Annotated in this window: 14 protein-coding genes and 1 other annotated feature; of the genes, 7 read left to right on the top strand and 7 right to left on the bottom strand. The window is 56.2% G+C overall.

The window, feature by feature from the left end; all coding sequences use genetic code 11:
• Nucleotides 1-39 precede the first annotated feature (39 nt).
• The 3 genes from pheA to RFN81_RS11575 form a co-directional block, all read right to left on the bottom strand.
• Nucleotides 40-1,200 carry a bifunctional chorismate mutase/prephenate dehydratase gene (gene pheA / locus RFN81_RS11585; protein ID WP_264495995.1) on the bottom strand — a complete coding sequence of 387 codons (1,161 nt, stop codon included), beginning with the start codon at nucleotides 1,198-1,200 and terminating at the stop codon, nucleotides 40-42.
• Between the two features lie 28 nt (nucleotides 1,201-1,228).
• Nucleotides 1,229-1,349, bottom strand: a sequence feature (Phe leader region).
• Nucleotides 1,350-1,650: 301 nt separating this feature from the next.
• The gene (locus tag RFN81_RS11580; protein ID WP_264495994.1) at nucleotides 1,651-1,989 is read right to left on the bottom strand and encodes a DUF1869 domain-containing protein; all 339 of its coding nucleotides are present in this window, start codon (nucleotides 1,987-1,989) and stop codon (nucleotides 1,651-1,653) included.
• A 10-nt stretch (nucleotides 1,990-1,999) separates the two neighbouring features.
• Complete coding sequence (locus RFN81_RS11575) at nucleotides 2,000-2,332, bottom strand: DUF1971 domain-containing protein (RefSeq protein WP_264495993.1); 333 nt, start codon at nucleotides 2,330-2,332, stop codon at nucleotides 2,000-2,002.
• Nucleotides 2,333-2,793: 461 nt separating this feature from the next.
• On the opposite strand from RFN81_RS11575, the gene RFN81_RS11570 reads away from it, so the two are divergent.
• Complete coding sequence (locus tag RFN81_RS11570) at nucleotides 2,794-3,216, top strand: DoxX family protein (protein ID WP_264495992.1); 423 nt, start codon at nucleotides 2,794-2,796, stop codon at nucleotides 3,214-3,216.
• Nucleotides 3,217-3,474: 258 nt separating this feature from the next.
• The gene (cysS, locus tag RFN81_RS11565) at nucleotides 3,475-4,860 is read left to right on the top strand and encodes a cysteine--tRNA ligase (protein ID WP_264495991.1); all 1,386 of its coding nucleotides are present in this window, start codon (nucleotides 3,475-3,477) and stop codon (nucleotides 4,858-4,860) included.
• A 120-nt stretch (nucleotides 4,861-4,980) separates the two neighbouring features.
• Here the strand turns inward: cysS and ybcJ are convergent, their stop codons facing one another.
• From ybcJ to RFN81_RS11545, 4 genes are all read right to left on the bottom strand, one after another.
• Nucleotides 4,981-5,193 carry a ribosome-associated protein YbcJ gene (ybcJ, locus tag RFN81_RS11560; RefSeq protein ID WP_264498947.1) on the bottom strand — a complete coding sequence of 71 codons (213 nt, stop codon included), beginning with the start codon at nucleotides 5,191-5,193 and terminating at the stop codon, nucleotides 4,981-4,983.
• 34 nt (nucleotides 5,194-5,227) lie between these two features.
• A complete protein-coding gene (gene folD, locus RFN81_RS11555) occupies nucleotides 5,228-6,091 on the bottom strand; it encodes a bifunctional methylenetetrahydrofolate dehydrogenase/methenyltetrahydrofolate cyclohydrolase FolD (RefSeq protein WP_264495990.1) in 864 nt (287 codons plus the stop codon).
• A gap of 256 nt (nucleotides 6,092-6,347) precedes the next feature.
• Nucleotides 6,348-7,370, bottom strand: a complete 1,023-nt coding sequence (locus RFN81_RS11550; RefSeq protein WP_264495989.1) for a sugar kinase — start codon at nucleotides 7,368-7,370, stop codon at nucleotides 6,348-6,350.
• A 532-nt stretch (nucleotides 7,371-7,902) separates the two neighbouring features.
• A complete protein-coding gene (locus RFN81_RS11545) occupies nucleotides 7,903-8,616 on the bottom strand; it encodes a 4'-phosphopantetheinyl transferase family protein (RefSeq protein ID WP_264495988.1) in 714 nt (237 codons plus the stop codon).
• A gap of 406 nt (nucleotides 8,617-9,022) precedes the next feature.
• On the opposite strand from RFN81_RS11545, the gene RFN81_RS11540 reads away from it, so the two are divergent.
• Genes RFN81_RS11540 through RFN81_RS11520 form a run of 5 tightly spaced genes read left to right on the top strand, consistent with a single transcriptional unit; the run spans nucleotide 9,023 to nucleotide 26,991 of the window.
• Nucleotides 9,023-18,601: a non-ribosomal peptide synthetase gene (locus tag RFN81_RS11540; protein ID WP_264495987.1), complete on the top strand. Its 9,579-nt coding sequence runs from the start codon at nucleotides 9,023-9,025 to the stop codon at nucleotides 18,599-18,601.
• Nucleotides 18,598-24,015, top strand: coding sequence for a non-ribosomal peptide synthetase (locus RFN81_RS11535; RefSeq protein WP_264495986.1), 5,418 nt, complete (start codon nucleotides 18,598-18,600; stop codon nucleotides 24,013-24,015). Before RFN81_RS11540 ends, RFN81_RS11535 begins: the two co-directional genes overlap by 4 nt.
• Entirely contained in the window at nucleotides 24,015-25,142 is a 1,128-nt protein-coding gene (locus RFN81_RS11530; RefSeq protein WP_264495985.1) for a saccharopine dehydrogenase NADP-binding domain-containing protein, read from the top strand. The genes RFN81_RS11535 and RFN81_RS11530 overlap by 1 nt, the downstream gene beginning before the upstream one ends.
• Nucleotides 25,139-26,230 carry a Gfo/Idh/MocA family oxidoreductase gene (locus tag RFN81_RS11525; protein WP_264495984.1) on the top strand — a complete coding sequence of 364 codons (1,092 nt, stop codon included), beginning with the start codon at nucleotides 25,139-25,141 and terminating at the stop codon, nucleotides 26,228-26,230. The genes RFN81_RS11530 and RFN81_RS11525 overlap by 4 nt, the downstream gene beginning before the upstream one ends.
• The gene (locus tag RFN81_RS11520; protein WP_264495983.1) at nucleotides 26,227-26,991 is read left to right on the top strand and encodes a thioesterase II family protein; all 765 of its coding nucleotides are present in this window, start codon (nucleotides 26,227-26,229) and stop codon (nucleotides 26,989-26,991) included. The genes RFN81_RS11525 and RFN81_RS11520 overlap by 4 nt, the downstream gene beginning before the upstream one ends.
• Nucleotides 26,992-26,993 lie beyond the last annotated feature (2 nt).

Genomic DNA, 26,993 nt, shown 5'->3' with positions numbered 1-26,993 from the left:
ATCAACATTGGGATGGTTTTTCATCATCGCTTCATTTCATTATTCGTTCACATCGATAGGTACAACATTTTCACTGGGGTAACACCCCAACACTTTGAGCGATCGCGTGATGGCGGTTAGTCCTTTTAACGCTTTCTGCATGCTCTCGCTGCGCAGGTTGGCCTGTACGTCCAGATAAAACATCTCTTCCCACGGGTTACCGTTTATCGGTCTGGATTCCAGTTTAGTCATCACGATACCGTTGTCACGCAACACCAGTAGTGCTTCCACCAGCGCGCCTGACTGCTGACCGGTGGCCATAATAAGCGTGGTTTTCGCCGGAACTTGCTCGGTCACCTCGATAGGTTTACGCGCTAACACGATGAAACGAGTGATATTTTGTGCTTGGTTCGCCAGATCGTGTTCCAATACCTGTAGCTGGTAAAGTTGGCCTCCGGCCTCGCTGCCGAGCGCTGCTGCTTTTGGTGAGTTGAGTATCGCGATCTTTTCCATCGCCGCTGCCGTGCTTTCACAATACTCAATCTTCCAGTGCGGGAAACGATTGATAAAATGGCTACACTGCTGGAACGGCTGTGGATGGCTGTAGACGGTTTCGATCTGTGCCAGTGACGTTTCGGTGGCAACCAGGACACAGTGGTTTATTGGGAGCGTTAATTCACCAACGATAGATAACCCCGTGTGCTGTAACAGATCGTAGACATCGTTGATCGAACCAGAACTGGTATTTTCAATCGGCAAGACACCATAATCTGCCTGGCCGGTTTCCACCATGCTAAAGATGTCCTGAAATTTCTGGCAACCACATTCGATAAGGTGTTCGACGTGTCGTGCCGCATATTGGCGCGCGGCAAGATGGGAATATGAACCTTTTGGTCCGAGAAACGCGATACGCGCAGAAGGTGACGTTGCTTGGTTGAGATGATGCTGTAACAAGGCTTGCTGTGTCAGTACTGAATCTTCAATGATGAGTTGGAACAGGCGGGTAATGTAATGACCATCAAGGTGATATTTTTTCCCTGCGGCCGTCAGCTTGTTTAACAAATCACGCTCACGCTCTTTATCACGGATAGGACGATGTGAATGGAGTTTACAGCGGGCGACATCCAACGCTAATTCTCGCCTTTGTGCCAATAATTCAATTAATTGCAAATCCAGCGCGCTGATGCGTTCTCGCAGTGCCAGTAATGGATTGTCTGTCATGATGCGGTTACCTGCCTTAGGCTCTTATATAAAAAAAGCCTCCTGGTTCAGGAGGCTTTTTTGTTCGTCTTCGTATTCTTACGACAAATCGCCTCCCAACTCAGGGGAAGGTAAAGAAGAATACCAAGAAGAACCGATGATTTGTCATGTTTGCTTGGGAAGAAATTCAGATTCAGTAGACGTAAGGTAACTGTTGCCTTTTCCTTCTGTCAATACAAAATCGCCATACCTGATTTTAAAACGCGCTATAAAGGGTAGGGCAACTTATTGCGCGGAGTACCATAAGGCGGTACACGGATCGTTCTTCAACGATTATTTTATCGTTGAGGGACACAGTCCGAAATTCGTGCTCGGAAGTTCCTGTAACGTCAAGAGCCTACGCCTGTGACCCTGTTTCATAATATCTGTCCGACGGGGAAAACCCGGTTTTAACGGTAAAACCTTGCTCTTTTACCAACCGCAGACGTTGGTTTCTTCATCGGCATCATAACCTCGCACGATATTAACCAGTTCTTTTACGGCTTCGGCCGACGCCGTTTTATCGTGCAACGCTTCTACGGAGGGGAGGGCTTTATCGACGGATACGCCATTATTGTTGTTGGTTACCGTGAGCATAAAACCTTTTTTATTTTCGCCGCTCAGCGATAGTTCGTTAAGCAACTCATTTACTGCACTCGCCGCAAAATCGGGTACATAAAATGCCATTGGTTTAAGATAAGTTTTCTCTGCTTTTTGGTTATTATCTCGATTTAGCAGAGTCAATGCATAGCCTTTATTTTCACTTGTCATTATGTTTACCTCAACCTTCTATCAGAATTTTTGGATCGACATAAAAATCCACATTGAATAACGTATCATCCGTTAATGCTTCGATTCTGTGCCATTTCTCTGGAGGAAACACACCAAATTGTCCAGCCTCAATGGTCAATGTCTCGACCTGTTCGGGACTGGTCTCATCGGCGTAGCCATAATAGCGAATGACCCCTTGCATCACACATAAACGCGGGTAAACACCTTGACGCGTGCCGGCATCCAAATGACGCTGCCAAATAGAGGCCGGCGCGGTTTCTTTTGTCCAAAATGGTGTTGTCCGGGTATGAACATAATTCGCTGGTATTACAATTCGTTGCATAGTTTAACCTCATATTTTACCGCGCCATGGATCAGGGCGTGATGAAAGAAGTAATATGATGCATATCATATACCTCTTTTAAATTTTGTGAATAATTTTCTATTCGTTAACACCAACATGGGTAACTTATGTTTATTGATGAGCAGTTATGAATGAAATGTTGCGACCCTATGGGGGCAATACGCTTCGTAATTGTATTTGTTTTGATCTATATAGTCCTACGCGATTTCGACTTACTACTGGTAGAGACTGGAGTACTACAATTGAAGCAAGGCTAGATAACTATTGCGTTGTATGAATAAATTGATGAAAAACCTAATGTACAGATGATTTATTTGAATGATTTTTTTGTTGTTCTAGATCAAGATTTCGCATTTTCAACGTATTCTTTTTTTGTGACTCAGATTAATCTGAGTACCATTCTCATTACCGACAAATACCTCTAAATGGATAGGTGAATCATGCTGGATAGTATTAATCGTCTGTTAGATAAACCGGATCTTGGCAAATTGCTCTTGCGTGTATCTTTCAGTGTTTTGATGTTGTTCCATGGATGGCATAAATTGCACGGCGGGATAGGTTTTATTAAATTAATGTTGGCCAATATTGGTCTACCTTCATTTATCGGTTATGGCGTTTATATCGGCGAAATCATTATACCGATCATGATGATACTCGGCATTTTAACTCGTCCCTCTGCCCTGATTTTTTCCTTTACGATGTTTGTTGCCGCACTGCTGGTCCACTCTGATAACTTCTTCTCTTTGGAAAAAACTGGCGCGTGGGCCGTTGAAAGCGCTGCCGTCTTCTTCTTCGCGGGTTTGGCGATCGCGTTGCTCGGCTGTGGAAAATACTCGGTGATGACGAATCCACGCTGGCGCTGAATGCTTTCGGTCCGTTGCGCTCTTGTTGCGTGTAACGCCAATGCAAAATGACCTGGTTTTTCCGGGTCGTTTTGTTTTTATCCTTCATCTTGCCGATTCCGTCTTCTTAACCTTGCAATACAGTAGGGTTCAGGTTTCAATACGCCATTAGGTATCAACCCCTTGATGCCCTGATATTATCAATCGCAGCCGTAACCTAGCGTGTGAATGCTGTGCGCTATTGAAGATGCTTTTTTATAAAATTAGTGGAATGCCCTGATGCTAAAGATTTTTAATACCCTGAGTCGCCAAAAAGAGGAATTCAAACCTATCCACGCTGGTCAAGTGGGTATGTATGTCTGTGGCATCACCGTTTATGACCTGTGTCATATCGGTCACGGGCGTACCTTCGTCGCGTTTGATGTGGTGGCGCGTTATTTGCGGTATTTGGGATTCTCACTGAAATATGTGCGTAATATCACTGATATTGACGATAAAATTATTAAACGTGCGGCTGAAAATGGGGAATCCTGCGACCAACTAACGAACCGCATGATTGCAGAGATGCATGCCGATTTTGATGCCTTGAATATTCTGCGCCCGGACGTGGAACCGCGCGCGACGCATCACATTGCCGATATTATCGCCATGGTAGAAACGCTGATTGCGCGCCGCCATGCTTATGTAGCGAGTAATGGGGATGTGATGTTTTCCGTAGATACCGCTCCGGGCTACGGTATTTTATCGCGTCAGGATTTGGAGCAATTGCAAGCGGGTGCTCGCGTTGAAATTGCCGAAGTTAAGCGCAACCCGATGGATTTTGTGCTATGGAAAATGTCCAAACCGGGTGAGCCATGCTGGCCATCTCCGTGGGGAGAGGGGCGCCCTGGCTGGCATATTGAATGTTCGGCCATGAACAGTCAGCAACTCGGTGAGCACTTTGATATTCACGGCGGCGGCTCAGATTTAATGTTCCCCCATCATGAAAACGAGATCGCGCAATCCTGCTGCGCGCACGATGGCCCTTACGTGAATTACTGGATGCACTCCGGTATGGTGATGGTCGATCGCGAAAAAATGTCAAAATCACTCAATAACTTCTTCACCGTGCGTGACGTACTCGCCTATTACGATCCGGAAACCGTGCGTTACTTCCTGATGTCGGGCCACTATCGTAGCCAGTTAAACTATAGTGAAGATAATCTGAAACAGGCTCGCGCATCGTTAGAGCGGCTCTATACCGCGCTGCGGGGAACGAATCCGCAAGCCGCCCCACAGGGGGGAGACGAGTTTGAAGTGCGTTTTCGCGAAGCGATGGATGATGATTTCAACACGCCGGAAGCTTATTCGGTGCTGTTTGATATGGCGCGTGAAGTGAATCGTCTCAAAGCCGAAGACCAGCAGGCAGCGGATCATCTGGCATCGGTACTTCGTAAACTCGCTGGAGTACTTGGCCTGCTGGCGCAAGATCCTGAAACATTTCTGCAAAACAGCGTGCAGGCGGATAACGATGAAGTGAAAGAAATCGAAGCGCTGATCCAACAACGTAAGGATGCTCGCGCAGCGAAGGACTGGGCATTGGCGGATCGGGCGCGCGATCGACTGAATGAAATGGGGATCGTGCTGGAAGATGGCCCCCAGGGCACGAGTTGGCGCAGGAAATAACGCTTATTCTTCCGCAGTAAAACCGCCCGCAGTTTTCACGTTACGGGCGGTTTTACTTTCATCGCGCGTTTGTTTGTACTACTTATTATTTGTTTGTACTACTTATTTGTAGTTTAAACGCTATTCGTCAATTTTTACCGTATCGCCGTTAAATTGGATCGTTTGCCCAGCGACGATTTTACAGCGTTTGCGCGTTTCTATCTGACCATCAACGGTCACATCACCCGCCGCGATGGCCAGCTTGGCCGCCGCGCCACTCTCACTCCAGCCCAGCAATTTTAACAAGGCGCACAGTTCCACATACGGGTGTTTATCAAGATGAAAAGTTGTCATAAATTCCTGCTTGTCTGTTTTGTCCTGACAGCCGTTATTCGGCTTGGTCATGATATGTTTCACAGGCATGTAATGTATTTTGAATGAGCGTCGCTACGGTCATAGGGCCAACGCCACCAGGAACCGGGCTGATGTAAGATGCCCTCTCACGCGCGGTTTCAAATTCTACATCACCGACCACCTTGCCGCTTTCCAGACGGTTGATTCCCACGTCCAGTACAATCGCGCCTGGTTTGATCCATTCGCCAGGAATGAAACCGGGTTTCCCCACCGCAACAACCAGGAGATCGGCATTTTCAACGTGGTGGCGCAGGTTTTTGGTGAAACGGTGCGTGACGGTGGTTGTGCAGCCGGCCAGTAGCAACTCCAGGCTCATTGGGCGCCCTACAATATTAGATGCCCCAACCACAACGGCATTCAGCCCGCAGGTGGCGATATGATAACGTTCCAACAAGGTAATAATACCGCGTGGCGTACAGGCCCGTAGCTGCGGTGCGCGTTGACACAGACGGCCTACATTGTAGGGATGGAAGCCATCTACATCTTTGTCCGGCGCGATACGCTCGATCACTTTGGTATTATCGATGCCTTCCGGTAACGGCAGTTGGACCAGAATGCCGTCAATGGTTGGATCGGCATTAAGCTGGTCAATCAGTGTTAACAGTGCAGATTCAGTGGTCGTGGCGGGTAGATCATAAGAGCAAGAGATGAAACCGACCTCCTCACACACCCGACGTTTGCTGGCGACATAAATTTGTGACGCCGGATTCTCACCGACCAGTACAACCGCCAGGCCCGGCGCGCGTTTCCCTTCTGCTAAACGTTGTGCGACGCGCGCAGTAACTTCATCTTTGACCTGCTGCGCAATCGTTTTACCATCAATAATTGTTGCTGCCATCTGAGATACGACCCATCAATTTAAAATAGCGGAGATGATGGCTATTTTGTCAGAAGCCGTGCGTGCTGTCAGGCATTGCATCAACAATAAGTGTCAGTATTTTGTTGTGCTAGCGATGGTGTGTGGAGTCTAATCGGGCTCAATAGCCAACGGCGTAGGCCGTCGCACACGGCGACGGCGTTATTCCTTATAGTAAACCCGCGTATCCCAAATAACCCACTGCATTGCATTAAGCTATCGGGATCATGCTGGGCGTTCAGCGACTCAGGCTCGCGCCGCCTCCCTTTTTCATCACGGAACGAATGTCAGATTCCTGTACCAGATTGAGGTCGCCACTGATAGTGAGCTTCAATACGCTAGCGGCAATTGCAAAATCAATGGTCTCTTGCGCATCAAACTGATGAAGAAGGCCATGCATTAAACCGGCGCCGAAAGCATCACCCGCAGCAACCCCTTCCATGACATGGACGTTATAGCGGTTAGTTTCATGGAATTTACCATCTTGCAGCAATAATCCCATCCATTGGCTATCTTCAACCGACCGAATGTTGCGCAGCACGCTGGCGACAACTTTACAGCCGGGATAACGACGCGTTACTTCCTGCATGCCTTGTTTAAACGCTTCGATCTGATCGATGCCGCGTGACATATCGCCGTCAAACGCCTTGATACCTAATGTGGCCTCAAAATCTTCATCGTTGGCGATACACACCGTCACGTAATTCATCAGCTTGGACATCACGACCTGCGCCCGTTCCGGCGACCACATTTTGCCGCGGTAATTCATATCGCAGATCACAGGAATGTCGTGCTCGCGGCAGTAAACGCAGGCCGATGTCACCGCCTGTTCCAGCTCCGCCGAAATGGACGGCGTGATGCCGGAAAAATAGAAGTAATCGACGTCACTAAAAATAGCGTCCCAGTCAAATTCCGTCTGCTTTACTTCCGCGAACGCACTACCCGCGCGGTCATAGACCACGTTGGTCGAACGCACGCTGGCGCCTTTTTCAAAGAAATAGATCCCAAGGCGATGGCCGCCGCGCAACACTTTCGATGTATCGACGCCATATTTACGTAACGTAGAAAGCGCGGTGTCGCCCAATAGGTTAGGCGGTAGTTTCGTCAGATACGCGGCATCATTGCCCAGTAATGCCAGAGACACCGCGACATTCGCTTCTGCGCCGCCGTATGTGGCTTCAAAAAGATCGGACTGAAGAATGCGATTATTACCTTGCGGTTTCAATCGCAACATTATTTCCCCAAATGTTAACACTTTCATTTCATTTACCTTTCTCCGATTGAGTATCGTCTATCATGCAGAAAAAGATAAAATTAAAAAAGCGTTTCACTCTCGAATACTCATAACAATGCGAGACGGTACGCGAGTTTTAACAATTGCCCTACTGGAATAGGCCCTAAGTGAGTAAACTCTCGGAAGCTTATCCTGTACGAGTCATAGTGTTACCTGTGGCGCAGTGAACAACCGCAGCGATAACCGTCTCGAAACGCGAAAATCAATTCGCTGAAAAGCGGCAGTTGGCTAAACAGGTTGATGAGCTGTCTGTCGGGCGTTGCTGAAACGGCATACGCTGTGTGGCAGTATGAGCACGATTACAATCGCTGATGTTGCCACAGTTTGTGTCGCGATCTTAGCCCGAAACAGTTTGAAAACCAGGATCTCGTTAGGGCTGAGTCCATATTACGTAGGTGGGATCATCCTTTTTTATATTCATCTATCTTATTGGTGCAATAAGGGTTTTATTATTAATGTTTGTCATTAGTATTAAATCGGATGAGCCTATCTACTATTATTAGTAAATAATAGTAACGACTTTGTCCTTATCGAGTTGATAATAACCGGTGCACTGGAATCCGGCAGGTAGCGCGGGCGTCAGGGCGTGAGTCAGCTGTATACTGAAGGTTTGATTGCGCGTGCATATATTAGTGATTATAGCGCTTTCAAAACCGAAAAATTTTCTCACCTGGGGATATAGCGCCTTGTAGAAGCTTTCTTTTGCCGAAAATGTAATGTGTAATGCAATATTATAATCAATTCTAGTTCCCGCCATGAATTTTCGCTCACTTTCTTGAGCGATCGTCTCGGCTATTTCGCTAAGCGCTTCAGGGTTAAAATTCTCAATATCAACACCGAGAATGCATCGTTTATTTTTCGGGGAAATAACCACTATCGCACAGTGGTCTGTATGAGAAATAGAACCAAGCCATCCACCAGGCCATATTGGTGCACCTTCTGTGGATTGGGTTACCTGGGTATAAATTTGTTTTTCGTGTAATAGCGTTTGAGCTGCAAGACGCCCGCACAGATATTCGCAGCGACGCTTTGCTACCGCGGCGAAGAGCTTTTCTGGAAACTGAATTGAATGTTCTGTAAATAGTGCATCGCTATAGTTTCCTGTTTGAAACTCGATCTCACAAACACCTATTGAGGGTTCGCGAATAATATGGCCTATTTTATGTGAACGAATGAATTTGCTATTAGGTAATTTTTTTGTAAACACAAACATGATTAAAATCACACCATGATTGAAGCTGAAGATATATTCTATTTATGCTATACGAGCCCGTCAGGGTTAGCAATTTTATTATGGCTTAAAATATCAGGCGTCGGGCGCGGAAAATCAGCGCTTTTTCAAAGCAGCGCATTTATCGGGGAACGGGTGAACACTATCCATATAATAGAACCGGATATCCGGCGTTTTCAGCGCTGAGCGGGACGGTTTTGAATTTCATAACCTTTCTGAGTGAAGAGCACATATTCGATGCTGTTATTTGGCCCTTCGCATAGTCAAATGTCTTAAAGCATAACTTATAACGCATGACGGCGGACGGTGATTAAAACCAACATATCTCCTCATTAGCAAGGAAATAGCCGAAACCTGTTTTCGGCTATTGACAGGAGATATCACCACCATGAGTTCGCCAGAAGCGCTGTTAAAAAGTCTGTTAACCCGGCTGTTAGATGTGCCCTCAGAGCAGTTGCATGACGAAAGTGACTTAATCTGCCACGGCCTGGATTCGATGCGTACTATGCGTGCGGCCAGTGAACTGCGCCGCGCAGGTATCTCCGTCAGGTTTACCGAGCTAATTGGAAAAAGAACGCTGGCGGAATGGATTGCCATTGTGCGGGCGGCCAATAGCGTCACCGAGCCGCCAGCCATGCACGCCGACGCAGGCGAAGCCCCTTTTGAACTGGCGGCGATGCAACATGCCTTCTGGATCGGTCGCCAGGAGCAACAGCAACTTGGCGGGGTCTCTGCTCATTTTTATGCTGAGCTCGATGGGGCGGAGCTGGAGCCTGAGCGTCTTAATCTGGCATTTAAGCAGCTTATCGCCCGCCATCCAATGTTACGGATGCGTATCAATAGCGAAGGGTTACAGTACACTGTCGCGGCTTCAGATTGTCAGTTACAGGTGAATGACTTAACCGAACTCAGCGCCACGGAAGTGACGCTACAGTTGGAAAAATATCGTCAACGCTACACCCACCAGCGGCTGGATATTGACCAGGGCCAGACGATGATGCTGGCGCTGACGCGGCTGCCCGGACAGCGCAGCCGGCTGCATCTGGATCTGGATATGATCGCGGGTGACGCCGCCAGTCTGCGCATATTATTGCGCGAACTGGCCTCACTGTATGCCCAGCCCGACGCGCCCCTTCCTGAACTCCATTTCAGCTATCAGAGCTATCTTCGGCAAAAACGTGAAAACCAGCAAGCGCAGTGGCAGGAAGATCGCCGCTGGTGGCAGCAGCAATTAGCCGATTTGGCCGGTCCGCCCGCCTTACCGTTGCGCGCATCGAGCGCAGTTCCCTGTACTGAACGCAAACACTTCTTTCTCAATGAAGCTCAAAGTCAGAGGCTGTCACAGCTGAGTCAACGGGCTGGGCTGACCGTTCCGGCCGTGTTGGCAACGTTGTTTTCCGAGACAATTGGTTTGTGGAACGGGGCCGCCCCCTTCGTGCTTAACCTACCCGTATTTTCCCGCCACTCCGACCATCCCCAGGTCGATCTGCTGGTCGGTGATTTCTCCAGCTCGGTGCTAGTGACGATTGAGCCTGCCAGTCAGCCTGACTTTATCGCCCAGACGAGGAAATTACAGAGGCAACTGCATCAGGCAATGGCGCATTCGGCCTACAGTGGTGTTGAGGTGCTGCGCGATCTTGCCCGCCAGCAAAATGGCGAACAGGTACTGGCTCCGGTGGTTTTCACCAGCGCACTGGCGTTAGGTGAATTATATGAACCCTATGTCAGACAGACGCTGGGCGACCCGGTTTGGTCAATTTCGCAGGGGCCGCAGGTGTGGCTGGATGCCCAGGCCACCGAGTATCAGGGGGGGATCCTGCTGAACTGGGATTTCCGCGCCGACCTGTTCTTACCTCAGGTTATCGATGCGATGTTTGACTGGTTTCGTCAGCGTACGCTTCAGTTGCTGGAGGAGCCCGCCAACTGGCAGAAACCGCTTGCCACGCCGGTTCCGCTGGTGCCATTCCCACAGCCTGAAGTCCCTGTCGCATCGGGTATCCCGCTTCATCAGCGCTTTTTCCACCAGGCTCAACGGCGCCCCCGGGCGATTGCGCTGATGTGGGGGGATGAGCAGCAGCTGACCTATGGCGAGCTGGCGCATCAGGCATTATGCGTTGCCGGATATCTGCAGCAGCAGGGCGTGAAGGCAGGCGACTACGTTGCTATCAGCATGGGGAAGGGCATCGGTCAGGTCATCGCCGTGCTGGGTATTTTAGCCGTCGGCGCTACCTACGTCCCGTGTGGGATAGAGGTGCCGTTACAACGCCGCCAGCGGGTATATCAAACGGCTGACGTGCGGTGGGTATTGCGCGACGATCGGCCCGGTTGCCAGCCGTCATGGCCAGAAGGGGTGGCCGTGGTGCCGCTCAGCGCGGCCTTAGCCAGCCCGCCATTGCCGTCTTGCCTGCCGGTTTCGCCTCAGCAGGCCATGTACGCGATCTTTACATCCGGCTCGACGGGGACGCCAAAAGGTGTGGCCGTTTCACATGGTGCGGTGGCCAATACCATTGATGCCGTCGATGGCTTGTTCCGGTTCACGCCGGCGGATCGCACCATCTCGCTTTCTGAGCTGGATTTTGACCTGTCGGCTTACGATATCTTTGCCAGCCTGAGTCGTGGGGCAGGTCTGGTGGTGGTCGATGAATCCCAGCGCCGGGATGCCCACGCCTGGGTAGCATTGTTACAGCGCTGGCAAGTCACGATCATCAGTTGCGTTCCGGCGCTATTAGATATGATCCTTACCGCCGCGGCCGACACCCCCCTGCCATCGCTGCGTCTGGTGATGATGGGGGGCGACCGCATCCCGGCGGAGATGGCCTCGCGCTGGTGGTCGCTGACCGGGCAGGCGGCATTTGTCGGGCTGGGCGGGATGACGGAAGCGGCTATCCATTCAACGGTTTTTGTCCTGCAACCGGATGATACGCGATGGTCAGCAGTGCCTTTCGGGCAGCCGCTGGCAAATATGTATTGCCGTATCGTCGATGAGCGTGGTCGCGATTGCCCGGCCTGGGTCGGTGGCGAGCTGTGGGTTAGCGGACCCGGTCTGGCTCTGGGGTATCTGAAAGATCCTGTGCGTAGCGCGGAAAAGTTTGTTGAGCATGCTGGCCGCCGCTGGTATCGCAGCGGTGACCGGGTACGTTACTGGCCTGAAGGCATCATCGAATACATTGGACGCACCGATCAGCAGATTAAAATACGCGGCCACCGTATTGAATTGGGGGAGATTGAAACCGCGTTACTCAGCCATCCTCAGGTGCTTCAGGCAAGCGTTGGTATCGTATCGCCGGCGGCCAGACAGCTGTGCGCCAGCCTGGTAACGTTGCAACCCCTGAGCCATGCTACCTTGCGCAGCTGGTTACAGGCGCAGTTGCCAGCCTATGCCGTGCCGGAGCACTATCAGTTCCTTGCAGAAATGCCGCTGACGGCGAACGGTAAACTGGATCGTCGCGCATTGCAGGAGCAGGCAGAGCGGCAGTTGGCGAGCGCTGAACGGCAATTTCAGCCTCCCGAAGGGGAGATTGAGCAACAGGTCGCCGCCCTATGGCAGCAACTGCTGCAGGTTGCGCAGGTGGGGCGCGAGGACAATTTCTTCGTGCTGGGGGGCGACAGCCTGATCGCCACGCGCTTAATCGCCAGGATGCGTGAACAGAACCTGACCACGCCGCTGGCCGAACTCTTCGCCACGCCAACGCTGGCGGCATTTTGCAGCCATGTGCGACGCCAGCATCAGGTGCCTGACCAGACGCTTAGCGCCGATGAAGCCAATCGCTATCAACCGTTTCCGCTCAGCGATATCCAGCGTGCTTTCTGGATAGGTCGCTCCGGGGAAATGACGCTGGGGGCAGTAGGATCGCACTTCTACGTTGAATTCGACGGCCAGAATCTGGATGTCGTGCGGCTGGAGCAGGCCTGGCGTCAGCTGATGCTGCGTCATGACATGTTGCGCGTTCGCGTCACGGAGGACGGGCAGCAGCAGGTTGCGGAGCAGCTCCCCGCGTGGGCAATTGAACAACATTGGTTGAATGAAGATGCACAGGCTGAACTGGCAGCCCTGCGCGAAACGCTGTCGCATCAGGTTTATGATCCGTGTCAGTGGCCGTTGTTCGCCATCCATGTCGCCCATTATGCGCAGCGCCAGCGTTTATTCGTCAGTCTGGACAGCATGATGCTGGATGGTCGCAGCATCATGGTGCTGTTTACTGAATGGGATCGGCTGTATCGCGATCCTCGCTCCAGCTTGCCGGAACTGTCTATCCGCTACCGCGACTATTTATTACAAAGTCGGCCCGCCGCGGAACGCGAGCAGCAGGCGCAGGCATGGTGGCGGCGGCACCTCTCAACGTTACCGGAATGCCCCGCGCTGCCGCTGGCGGTCGCGCCTGAAACCCTGCAACAGCCGCGTTTCAGGCGCTGGAGTTATGCGTTATCTCCCGATCGCTGGCAACAGTTAAAGGCGGTGGCGAAAAGTTACGGCATTACGCCGAGCGTGGTGCTGGCTGCGGCCTATGGCGAAGTGCTGGCGCGTTGGAGCAACCAGACCGCGCTAGCTATCAACCTAACGATGTTTGATCGCCAACCGTGCCATCCGCAGATCAACCATGTGGTCGGTGATTTCGCTTCAATTTTGCTGTTGGGTTATCAAAGCAGCGCCGGAGGCGATTTTCTTGCTGCGGCCCGTTGCTTGCAGCAGCAGGAAGGGGCGGCTCTGGCGCAACGCGGCGTGTCCGGGATCTGGGTATTGCGCGAACTGGCCCGCCAGAAAGGTCAGACTATGGCCTCAATGCCGGTGGTGTTCACCAGCGTTATCGGGCTGGATAAAGACGCGTCGCTCGATCTTTCGGATGCCTTTCCCCAACCAATTTATGCCATCACGCAAACGCCGCAGGTGTGGCTGGACGCAAAAATCAGCGAGTCGCGCGGGTGCCTGCTGCTGGAGTGGGATGCGTTGGAAGCGTTATTCCCGGCGGGTATGATCGCGGCGATGTTCAACAGCTACTGTCAACTGGTGGCGCAATTAATCCAATGTGACTGGCGCCAGCCGGTAACGTTGCCATTACCGGAGAGTCAGCGCCAGGTACGTCGGCTCACCAATCAGACCGCGTTCTCCTTCCCGGATTCACGGCCGCTGTACCTGCGCGTCTTTGCCGAGGCCCATCAACATCCGGACGCCACCGCGCTGCTTTGGGGCCGGGAAGGACGGATGGATTACCGCACCCTGGCACAACAGGCGTTGGCGGTTGCGGGCTATCTACAGCAACAGGGGATACAACCCGGCGACAGAGTCGCTATCACCCATGCAAAAGGCCCCCAGCAAATTGTCGCGACGCTGGGCGTATTAGCGGCGGGGGGCTGCTATGTCCCTTCCGGCATCGGTTTACCGCAAGCGCGCCGCGCGATGGTCTATCGCGATGCCGGGGTAAAGCGAGTGCTGTGCGATGAAAACAGTTTGCATCAGCTCAGCTGGCCGCAGGGCGTAGCGGTAACCAGCCTGAGTGAGGCATTACAGGCGACACCTCTGGCCGCGCCCTGTGTTCAGCCTGCTGAGGCGGCGAAATACATTATCTTCACTTCCGGTTCAACTGGCACCCCTAAAGGGGTGGTGGTGAGTCATGGCGCGGTGGCGAACACCGTTGATGCCGTCGCGGCGCGGTTCGGCATCAGCGATAGCGATCGATCCATCACCCTGTCTGCCCTTGATTTCGATCTCTCAGCCTATGACATCTTTACCTTCCTTGGCTGCGGCGCTTCTTTGGTGGTGGTGGACGAGGCGGAGCGCCGTGATGCTGCCGCCTGGGTGGGGTTAATTAACCACTGGCAGGTCAGCGTCATCAGCGCTGTACCCGCGTTGATCGAGATGATTACCGTTGCGGCTCAGGCGCATGGACTCACTCAGGCGCTGCGTCTGGTGATGGTCGGGGGCGATCGTGTGGTACGTCAGTTGCCGCAGGATTTATGGCAACTGGCACCGCAGACGCGTTTTGTTTCCCTCGGCGGGATGACCGAGGCGGCAATTCACTCGACGTATTATGAGATCCAACCTGACGATCCCTGGTGGGCAACGGCGCCGTACGGCGTCCCGCTGGCGAATATGCAATGCCGAGTGGTGGACCAACAGGGAGATGATTGCCCGGACTGGGTCAAAGGCGAGCTGTGGGTCAGCGGGGCCGGCCTGGCGATGGGCTATCACGGTGATGAAAAGCGCAGCGCAGAGAAGTTTGTTGTGTGGCAGCAACGTCGCTGGTATCGCACCGGCGATATCGCCAGCTATCGTCCCAATGGCGTGCTGGAGTTCTTTGGCCGGGCCGATAATCAGGTTAAGATCCGTGGCCACCGCATTGAATTGGGCGAGGTGGAAGGCGCGCTCAGTCGTCTGCCGCAGGTGGAAAGCGCCGTGGCTGTGGTGTTAACCGGCCCAACGCGGCAGCTCGCGGCGGCGCTGGTGGCCTCTCGACCGATCGACCTGGCCGCGGTAAAACGCGCCGCACAGGACAGCCTGCCGGATTATGAGGTGCCTGAGCACCTGATTCAAATCAGCCAGATCCCGCTCACCGCCAATGGCAAAGTCGATCGTGAAACAATCAGCCGACAGATTGCGGAGCGGCTGGAGCAGGCAGCGCTTACCGATGAGCAACTGCCCATCAGCGGCGAGGCGGAGACTCTGCTGGCACAGTTGTGGCGTGAACTGCTGGCGGTGCCGCACGTTACCGCGAGCGATAATTTCTTCAGTCTTGGCGGCGACAGCCTGGTGGCAACCCGCCTGATGAGCCGACTGCAACAGGCGGGTTTCCGTGGGGCGCTCTCATCCCTGTTTAGCACCCCGGTGCTACGCCCGTTTGCTGCCAGCCTGAAACGTGAAGCAACGGTGCAGCAGCCGGTGTTAGTGCATGATGCGACCTGCCGCTACCAGCCCTTCCCGCTGACCGATGTGCAGCAGGCGTACTGGCTAGGCCGCCAGGAGGCGTTCACGCTCGGTAATATCGCGGCGCAGTGCTACAACGAATATGAACTGCCGGGTATGGACGTCGCGCGCATGGAGCAGGCATGGCATCAGCTGGTGCTGCGTCATGACATGCTACGGTGTCGCATCACCGCAGACGGCCAACAGCAGATTGTGCAGGAGGTGCCATTCTACCACTTCCGCCAGCATCATCTGGGCGCTGCTTCTTTGGATGAACGGCGTCAACAAATGGCGCGACAGAAACTCGCCCCCGACAGCGGGCGCCTTTACGACGTCGAGGTCATCCATTACGGCGATCGCCAGGTTCGGCTGGCCGTGCTGCTCGACAACCTGATTGTCGATGGCCTCAGCATGCTGACGCTGTTCACCGAACTGTTCCACTACTACCAGCATCCTGAGCAACCTTTGCCGCCGCTTGCCGTGGGGTTCCGCGATTACCAATGCCTGCGCCAGCGGCAGGGAACCTCCTCTGAATCCCTCCAATACTGGCAGCAGCGGCTGGCTTCGTTGCCTGCCGCGCCAGCGTTACCGACGCGGGTTGAACCGGAAACACTGACTCAGCCTGTATTCCGCCGCCTTCAGGCCAGACTGGCAACGTCGCAGTGGCAAAAGATCGTGCAACGGGCGCGTCAGGCGCAAATCACCCCCTCTGTGCTGCTGTTAACCTGCTTCTCCGAGACGTTGAGTCGCTGGAGCGGGCAGCGCTCGCTGGTGGTTAACATGACGCTGTTTGACCGCAAGCCGGTTCATCCTGATATCAACCGGATCATCGGCGACTTTACCTCGCTAATACTGGCTGAATACCACGCACGAGCGGATGAGAGCTGGCTCAGCCATGCCCAGCGGATGCAGGCGCAAATCTGGCGCGATCTGGATCATCAGGAGGTCTCCGCTGTTAGTGTGATGCGACAACTGGCTCAGCACCATGGCGGTGAAACGCGCGCGGTGCCGGTCGTATTCACCAGCATGCTCGGCGTAGCCGATGCGTTGGCGAAAGCCGCGCCCTGGCCCGATTTTACGTTGTCTCAGACGCCGCAGGTGTGGCTGGACCATCAGGTGATTGACCTCGAAGACGGCCTGCTACTGAGCTGGGATTATCTGGAGGAACTCTTCCCACCGCAGATGGTGGCGCAGATGTTTGCCAGCTATTGCTCGGCCTTGCAGTGGCTGGCCGACGAAGATTGGCAGCTACCGCCGCCGCGCCAGTTGCCACTTGCTCAACAGCGCGTTCGCGAGCGGATCAATGCCACAGCAGCACCGCAGCAGGGCCCGGCGCTGCTGCATCAGGGCTTTTTTGAGCAGGCGCGTCGTCACCCGCAGCGAATAGCACTGTGGGACGGGCAGAGCGGCGGCATTAGCTACGGCGAGCTGCGGGAAAGCGCGCTTGCGGCGGCGGCGGGGCTTAAGCAACAGGGGGTTAACGAAGGCGACTGCGTGGCGATAGGTCTGCCGCGCGGCGTTAATCAGATAGTAGCGGTGCTGGGCGTACTGGCGGCGGGGGCCGCGTATCTGCCCGTCAATGGCAAACATCCGTCCGCCAGGCAGGCATTGTTATGTCGCAAAGCACAGGCGAAGTTCGCCATTGGTCGCGTGGACGGCGCCACATCTCTTCCCCTTGAACAGCTACTCAATTGCACGCCGCTGCCTGAGCCAGAACTGCCCGATGCATCCAGTCTGGCTTACATCATTTTTACCTCCGGATCGACCGGTGAACCCAAAGGCGTGGAAGTTGAACACCGCAGCGTCAGTAATACTGTCGACGATATTTGTCAGCGTTACGCCATCCGCAGCCAGGATGTATTTTTGGGGGTAGCCGCGCTCGATTTTGATCTGTCGGTTTTCGATATCTTCGGCGCATTGGGCCAGGGCGCGCAGTTGGTGCTCAGCGCGGAAGAAGAATATCGCGATGCCGAGGGGTGGCTGGCGTTAATGCAGCAGCACCGGGTGAGCGTTTGGAACAGTGTCCCCACGCTGATGGAGATGACGCTCGAAATCGCGCAGTTGCGCGGCGGTGAATTACCGGCGCTGCGTCTGGCATTGCTGTCAGGCGATTGGGTCAGTCCAGATATTGCCGCCAGGTTGAAACGTATTGCTCCACTGTGCCAGACCATTGCGCTGGGGGGGGCAACGGAAGCCGCCATCTGGTCCAACGCCTGGGCGGTTCCAGACCGGCCGCCGCGCGACTGGACATCGGTTCCTTACGGGTTACCGCTGCGCAATCAGCAGTTCAGGGTGGTGGATGAACTGGGTTGCGATCTGCCGGACTGGGTGGCCGGGGAGCTATGGATTGGCGGGGTGGGGGTGGCGCGCGGGTACTGTGGCGATCGGCATCTGACCCAGGCCAGCTTTAGCGGCGACTACCCGCAGCGCTGGTATCGCACGGGCGACATGGGACGTTACCGCCCCGACGGCGTCCTCGAATTCCTCGGGCGACGCGATGGTCAGGTGAAGCTACGCGGCCACCGCATTGAGCTGGGCGAAATTGAACAGCAGTTACAGCGTTGTCCGGGGGTACGCCGTGCGGTGGTGGTACTCAAGGGGAGCGGCGTCAGCGCCAGCCTGCACGCCTTCTATGAGGGTGAGAGCACGCTCGACGCGGTGCAGCGCGGGCTGCGTAGCGTGTTGCCTGGCTGGGCGATCCCTGCGGCCATCATTTCGCTCAGCAGTTGGCCGCTCACCGCTAACGGCAAAATCGACCGCAAGGCGCTGGCGCAGCTCACCGTTCAAGCTGTGGAAACCGCGTTGTCCCAAGATGACCCTCACCAGCAGGCGCTGGCGGACATCTGGCAGCAGGTGCTGGGCACGCAGCCGGGCCATGCCAGCGAAAGCTTCTTCAGCGCTGGCGGTAATTCGCTACTGGGCACCCGCCTGGTAGCGCAAATCTGCAAACACTTCGGTATCCGTCTGACACTACGAGACTTTTTTGCTGACGCTACCCTCTCGGGCCTTTGCGCATCCGTCGAAAGGCATTTGGCTGACAAAAACAGTATGGAAGAAGGCTTATTGTGAAAATTTCTGACGTTATCGTACGACTGGAAACTCAGGGCATTGAACTGTGGCAGGAGGAGAACAATCTGCGCTTTCGCGCCCCCGCGGGCGTGATGACCGAAGCCATTATGCAGGAATTGCGCGACCATAAACCGGCCATCCTTGACTGGCTCAGGCAGCAGGAGAGCGGGGCAGTACTGCAAGCCGATCCCAATGCGCGTTTTGCCCCTTTCCCCTTAACGGAAGCGCAACAGGCCTATTTTGTCGGGCGTCATAGCGCGTTCGCGTTCGGCGGCGTCGCCTGTCGGGGATTTCTGGAAATTTGTTTTGAGCGGCCCGTCACGCCGGTGCAGATCAATCGGGCGTTTGATCAACTGATCGCTCGCCATGACATGTTGCGGGTGGTGATTGAGGAGGAGGGATACCAGCGCGTTTTGCCGCAGGTGCCGCCGTTCCAGCCGCAACAACACGAATGGCCAGACCTGCCCACCACAGAAATTGAGGCGCGTATCGCTGAGCTGCGCGAAGCGATGCTGGCTGCCCCGGCGGATTACCAGCGCTGGCCGCTTTTTGCCGCGGCCGCTATCTTCGCGGCAGGACAAACCCGCCTGCTGTTGTCGATTGAGCTGATCCTGGTGGATTCCGCCAGCCTTTATCTGCTGGTGGATGAACTGGATCAACTGCTGTTTGCGCCCGAGACGCTGTTGCCCGCGCCCGCGTTGGGTTTCCGTGACTATGTGATTGCCCGGCGCGCCGCGCGCCAGGGCGCACGCTACCGTAAGGCGCAGCAATATTGGCGGGAGCGCATCCCTGAGCTCCCCGGTGCTCCTTCCTTGCCGGTTAGCGCCGCCGCTGAGAAGGCCACATTTGTTCGTCGCCAGCTGCGCTTGTCCCATCAACAGCGTCAGCGCCTGAATCAGCTGGCCGCGAAGGCACAGGTGACGCTGAACGTGCTGCTGCTGGGGGCGTTCTCGCAGGTTATGAGGTTCTACAGCGACAGCCGCCACTTTACGCTCAATCTGCCCATTTTCCGCCGCGAGGGGCAGCATCGTGACCTTGAACGTGTGGTTGGGGATTTCACCTCCGTCACCCTGCTGGAGGTCGATCTGCGTGAGGATGAGGTGTTTGCCCGACAGTTGCTGACTCTCAATCAGCGCTTGTTTGCCGATCTCGACCATAGCGCGTTCTCAGGCCTTGAGGTGTTGAGTGAACTGTCGCGCCATCATGGTGAGGCGGTGCTGATGCCCATAGTGTTTACCAGCACGCTCGGCCAGGGGGAACGGGAGACCCCGGCGCGTTATCGTATCGAGCAGGGTTTAACCCAAACCCCACAGGTGCTGATTGACTGCCAGGTCACCGCCCAGCCCGATGGCATGATGCTGGCGTGGGACTCGCGCGAGGGGCTATTTCCCGAGCGGTTTATTGAGCACGCGTTTGATGCCTTCAGCGGGTTAATCCAGCGGCTGCTGGAGGAGGGTGAGTCTTGTCTTAACCAGCGTCAGCTGCTGACGCTGCCTGCGGCACAAGCCGCCGTTCGCCAACAGACTAACGCGGATAGCCAGCCAGATTTCGCCCGGCTGCTACAGCAGGGATTCCTCGATAAGGCGGAGCGGCAGCCGGATGCCATTGCGCTGTGGGACGATGAAGGGAGCCTGACTTACGGCGAGCTGGCCGCGCGGGCTTACGGACTGGCGGCGGATTTGCAGCGGGCGGGGCACGGTCCGGGCGAAACCGTCGCGGTGATGTGCGGGAAAGGGCGCGCCCATGCGCTCGCCCCTCTTGCTATCCTGATCAATGGCGGGTGCTATGTCCCGGTTGATACACAACAGCCCGCCCGCCGCCGGGAGGCGATTTTGCGTAACGCCGGGGTGCGGCTGGCAATCTGTGACGATCCTGAACAATTGCCTGAGGACGTCGTTCCGATTGCCTGGCGTACTGGAACTTCTGCAGGTGATTTCCAGCCGCGCAGAATCGGCCTCCATCAGCCTGCCTATATTATCTACACCTCCGGGTCGACCGGTGAACCGAAAGGCGTGGTCATCAACCACCATGCCGCCTGGAATACGATTGCCGATATCAATCGACGCTTTACGGTGAGCGCCCAGGATCGGGTCCTGGCGGTCGCTAACCTGAGTTTCGATCTGTCAGTGTACGATCTGTTTGGCGTGCTGGCGGCGGGCGGCACCCTGATCTATCCGCAGGAAACGAGAAAAGCTGACCCTTCACACTGGGCTGAATGCATCACGCAATATGGCGTCACGCTATGGAACAGCGTGCCAGCCCAGTTGCAGATGCTGGCCGATACGCAACACCTCCTGCCAACGCTACGCTTGGCGCTGGTATCCGGAGATTGGGTTCCACTCCAATTGCTGACACAACTGCGAGCCATTGCAGCCGATGCTCAACTGATAGCACTGGGCGGAGCGACTGAAGCGGCAATTTGGTCAGTATTCCATCCGGTCACGCACGTCGCGCCGTCGTGGCAGAGCATTCCGTATGGTAAACCGTTGGCCAATCAGCAACTGCATATTGTTGATGAGCGCCTGCGCGATCGTCCTGACTGGGTCAGCGGCGAGATCGCCATCAGTGGTGACGGGCTGGCGGATTGCTACTGGATGGACAACGAGAAGACCGCCGCGCGTTTTGTGACCCGCGATGACGGACTGCGCCTGTATTTGACCGGAGATCGGGGACGATACTGGCCAGATGGCAACATCGAGTTTCTCGGGCGAATCGATAACCAGGTCAAAATCCGCGGACACCGCGTTGAACTGGGGGAAATCGCTGCGACGATGCGCCAACATCCGGCTGTTGCCGATGCGGCCGTATGCCTGACGGAAGATCATGGCAACGTGCGTAATCTGCTGGGATTCGCGGAACTGGCGGCGGGCGATCAGCCCAGCAGTCGGCCGGCGATGGAAAATGCCCGGCTGCGTGCGCAGCATATTGAACAGCAGATTGATGGTGAAGCTTTTAGGGCATTAATGGCAGGGGCGGATCGCGTGGCGATTCTCGCGATGTCCGATCGCCTGCGTCAGGATGGCCTGTTCGCCACGACCGCTTCCCGTCACGCGCTGGAGGAGATCTATCAGGCGACCGGGGTGGCGGAGGTGCATCAGCGCCTGTTGCGCCGCTGGCTGGACGGATTGGTCAGCGCCGGTGCGCTCACCCAGGACGCACAGGGACGCTACGCAGACCTGATCCCCTGCGATGCGACCAGGTTACAACAGTGCTGGCGCGAGGTAGAACAGCTCGAACAGCGAGCCGGTTATGGCAGCCAGACGTTGCACTATATCCGCGTTTGCAGTAATTGCCTGAGCGGGCTGCTGCGTGGCGAAACCGATGTCCGCGGTATTCTGTTCCCGGAAGGCGAACTGTCGACCGCCCACGCGGCCTACCGGGATAACCTGGTCAGCCAGAGTATGAACGCGATCGTGATTGCGGCGATTACTGCGTTGGCGGCTTCCAGCGCCCGTCCGTTACGGGTGTTGGAAGTGGGGGCCGGCGTGGCGGGGACTGCCAGCGATTTGGTGCCTGCTCTGGCGCCCTGGCAGCCGGAATACTGGTTTACCGATCTGTCAGAGTTCTTCCTTGTTGAAGCGCGTAAGCTTTTCGCCCCTTACCCCTGGATGCACTACGGCATTTTTGACATGAATGTAGATGCCGGACGGCAGGGGATGGCGGCGAATAGCTTCGATGTGATCCTGTGCGCCAATGTGCTGCATAACGCCCGCAACGCCGGTGACGTGCTGGCGCAATTCTCCTCATTGCTGGCGCCCGGCGGTACGCTGGTGTTTATCGAGCCTTTCCGCCGTCATAACTACCCGCTGTTGGTTTCGATGGAGTTTTTCCCGGAACTGACGGGCTTTACCGATCTGCGTGCCGCCACCGATCAAACGTTCTTTACTCGCGAGCAGTGGCTTGACCTGCTGGCGCAGGCGGGGGCGACGATATCCGATTGCGCCCCGTTGGCGGAAAGCGCACTGTCTTGCTCCGGGCAAGGGGTATTTATCGCCCAGTTCAAAACGGACCGTGCCAGCCTCCGCCGCGATGAGCTGCGAGATTTTCTGCGCGATCGGCTACCGGGTTATATGGTGCCTACGCATTTACATCTGTTGGATCGTCTGCCGCGTACGGCTAACGGTAAAACCGATCGTCAGCGGTTGCTGAGCGCCGCGCCGCAGCCGCTGACCAAGGTGGAGCAGACAGGCAGCGGTAACGCCCCGCGCGATGCGCTGGAACAGCAGATTGCCGCCGTCTGGGCGGAAGTATTGGGCGTGGCGGACGTACAGCGCGATGCTGATTTTTATGCGCTGGGCGGCGATTCATTGCTGTTATCACGCATGATCGGACGTCTGCGCGCCCGGGTCGCGGCGGCGGCTCATTTCGAATGGGAAACCCTGCTGCGCCATCTGCTGCGGGAATCCACGGTGATGGCGCTGGCGGATTTGCTACGCAGCAGCGCGACACAGGGTGAGCAGCAACAGCAGCTTGCTCGCGCCGTGCTGGTTCCATTGTGGGGCCAGCAGGATTATCACCGCCACTGCTGCGTGCTGCTTCACGCCGGTACCGGCAATCTCCAGCCGTATCAGCATCTGCTGGCGAGCTTGGATAAGTCGCGATTTGCTCGTGGTGTTGGTCTCGAACTGCCCAGTCAGCAGGCGTTTATGGCGCTGGCGCCGCATGAGGCGTTGGTTACGCTGGCCGGTCACTATGCCGATGCGCTGTCAGCGCAGGGGGAAAGCTTCACGTTGCTGGGATATTGCCTTGGCGGCTTGCTGGCGGCGGAAATCGCCCGTCAGCTCAGCGAGCGCGGCAAAAACGTGCGCGAGCTGGTGGTCATCAGCGCGTATCAGCCGCCGCAGGTGGATGACGCGCGGTTGGTGGATTACGTGTTTGCCCGCGCGATAGGGGCAGACCTGGAGAAACTGGGGCTGCCGCAGGAGCCAGCGCTGGCCGCCGCCGTGAGCGCTATCCTGCAACGGACCCCACAGCGTATCGCCGAAGACGCATTTGATGGCCTCGACGGCCATCAGCAGGTCGTGCAGGCGCTGACGCGCTGGTTCCAGCAGCCGCAGGCCGTTCGCCTGCAAGCATTACAGACGACCAGCATGGCCCAGGGAGCCTATCATCAGGAGGATGAAGCCAGCGCGTTGTTTGCAAGCCGCTACGCGCTGTTCGGACACAGCATGGCGTCAGTGGGGCAATATCGCCCCGACCCCTGGTTTGGTAAAACCATTCTGGTGCGTAACCGTGAAAGCGATCCCCTCTTGCCCGGTACGCCCGGCGACGTCCACGACTATTGGCGCCGGCTATGCCTGGGTGAACTCATTGTTGAAGACACGCCCGGCGACCATTTTAGCTGCCTGGCTCGTCAGCATGCGCCGACCCTGGCTGCGCTGATCGCGCGCCACACCGTGCCGGGAGAAGCCTGATGAACGACAACATCATCGCGATACTCGGCGCCACCGGCGGCGCAGGGCGCTATGTCAGCTGCTGGCTGGCTCAGGCCGGATTCGCATTGCGGCTCGGCGGTCGCCGTCGCGATCCCTTACAGCAGTTGGCGACACGGCTGGATGCGGAAGCTCAGCCGGTGGATCTATGGCAGGAGGCGGCGCTTCGCGAGTTTTGCCGGGGTTGCGTCGCAGTGGTGAACTGCGCCGGTCCCTCCTATCAGGTGCTCGATCGGGTGGCGCGTGCTGCCGCCTCGGCGCATGCGCATTATGTGGATGTCTCAGGAGATGGCCCAGCGTGGCATCTGTTACAGCGGCAACCTGCTGGCGATCGGCACTGGATTGCGGTGCTCTCCGCCGGGATGTTGCCCGGGCTGGCGAATCTGATACCGGGCTGGATGAGCCAGCGTGCTGGCGGCGATCTGACGGTTTACAGCGGCGGTATTGAGCGGGTGAGCGGCGCGGCTGCCGCCGATCTGGTGCTGTCGTTAAATGAACAATGCAATGCGTTGCAGGACAGCGATTACTGGTACGGCGAGGCCGGTGCTGGCTGGCGGTTCGGCCGTCGCGCACGCCACGTTCTGTCAACGCAGCAGACGGATACGCTGGCGCATTTCACCGGTCATGTCACCTTACTGCCCTGGTTGAGCGCTGATGCCGAGCGGCTGGCACTGCGCCACCACCTCTCCGCCCTGAGCTGGTTCAACGTTTTCAGCGGCCAACGCCTGCGGGAAACGCTGATCGGGCTGCGCGGCAAGGTGGATGGCACTTCGCAGAGTCTCGCGCTGGCCCGCGCAGCGGTGGAGAAGGCTAGCGAAATCGATCTGGCGGGCCACGCCCCTTATTACCAGATGGTGTTTGACTGGCGGCAGGAGGGGGAGCGGCGTCGGCGCGTCGTGGTGCGCACGGACAGCAGCCTGGCGCTCACCGCCGCCACTGCCGTCAGTACCGTTCTGAGCCTGATGCGCGGCGAGATTGCGCCGGGCGTACATTTTGCCGATTGTGTATTGCGACCAGCGTCCGTGCTGGCTGATATCACACGGCTGCATGCAGGCACCCATATCAGCCAGTATCTGCCCGATATGCAGCCAGAGCAGGGGGCGATATGAGTCTCACCTCGACACCGCGCTGCCGCGCGATCGTATGTGGCACCAGCTTTGGCCGCTTTTATCTGCGCGCGCTGGCCAACAATCCGACGATTGAACTGGTCGGGATCCTTTCCAGCGGCTCTGCCGCGTCCGCGGGCTACGCCCGTGAGCTGAATATCGCGCACTACACCTCGGTGGCAAGTCTGCCAGCCGATATAGATCTTGCCTGTGTGGTGGTGAGGGCGGCCGTCTCCGGTGGCAAGGGCGCGGAAATCGCCTGTCAACTGTTATCGCGGGGCATTCACGTATTGCAGGAGCATCCGCTTCATCCTGACGAACTGGCCGATTGCCTGCGCACGGCGCACCGGCATCGCGTCCGTTTTGGCATCAATGCCTTCTACCCCTTTGTGGCCCCCATCCGTCGCTTTCTTGAGGCGGCCGAGATTTTGCGTCAGCGCCAGCCGGTGCAATACATTGAAGGCGTGTGCGGCGCGCAGGTTCTCTACCCGCTGCTGGATGTGATTGCGCGCGCGCTGGGCAAACTGCGCCCGGCGCAGTTGGAGCTGATGCAGCCCCGCCAGGTGGGACCTTATACCTGTCTGCACGGCAGTATCGGCGGCGTACCGCTGACGCTGCGCGTGCAAAACCAAATCCATCCGGCGGACGCCGACAACCACGCGCTATTGCTGCACCGCCTGACCATCACCGCCGAAAGCGGCGTACTGGCACTCGCGGATACCCACGGCCCGGCGATCTGGAGCCCCAGATTACATACCCATCGTGATGAAACCCATCGTCTGGTGCTGGAGGGCGAGGGGACAGAACGTTTATCGGCAACCAGTAGCACCCTTTTGCCCGGTAGCGAAGCCGTTAGCTTCAGAGAAATTTTCAACCAAGTGTGGCCGCAGGCCATTAATTGCGCGGTGGCGGATTTTCAGCGCTCTATCGACGCCCCTGCACTGGCGCAACAGCAGGTGCAATGGGCACTGGGCGTGACAGGATTCTGGCATCGGGTGTCATCGTTGCTGGGGCCGCCAGAACTGATCTACCCCGACACGCCGGTCGTCCTGCCGCTTATTGATCGGTTAATTGAGGAGACCACGCGATGAGCCAGCATTTTTTACGTTTTTATCAGCCCGCCCCTGCTGCGCCGTTGTTGTTGGTTTGCTTACCTCATGCCGGTGGAGCGGCCAGTACGTTTCGTCCGTGGCCTTACCTGTTTGATGCGTCGGAGGCGGAACTGGCAGTAGTGCAGTATCCGGGACGCGAGGACCGCTTCGCTGAGCCCTTCATCGACAATATGCCTGAGATGCTGACCGCCTTGCAGGAGGAATTGTTGCCACATCTGGCGGGGCGGCGTTTTGCCCTGTTCGGACACAGTATGGGCGGCGCCATCGCCCATGAGCTGGCGCAGTCACTGGCTGCCCACAGCCTGCATCCAGAACTGTTAATCGTCTCAGGCCGCCAACCGCCGGATTTTCATCCGCTGGATAGCCGCATTCATCTGGGTAGCGATCGGCAAATTATCGAGGAACTGCTGCGCCTCAGCGCCGATAACCAGACGCTGCGCGAACAACCAGATCTGGCGGAGTTACTGTTACCAGCGATCCGCAATGATTACCGACTGATTGAGAATTACCGCCCGCAGCCAGCGCGTTTGCTCACCTGCCCGATAGTGGTATTGAGCGGTGAAGGCGACAGTGAACTGCCCCTGTCGCAAGCCGAGGCCTGGGCGGCATACACCTCAGCTGAATGTATCGTGCATCGTTTTCCTGGCGATCACTTTTTTATTACCCATCAGCGTGCCGCCGTGGTGGCTTGCGTGCGGCAGGCATTACGGCAGTTCTCACCTCCGTTTAGTGAAGGATAGTC

The organism is Pectobacterium cacticida, assembly GCF_036885195.1.
Lineage (GTDB): Bacteria > Pseudomonadota > Gammaproteobacteria > Enterobacterales > Enterobacteriaceae > Pectobacterium > Pectobacterium cacticida.
The sequence above is the reverse complement of the archived record's forward strand: the minus strand, read 5'-3'. Positions and strand labels throughout refer to the sequence as shown.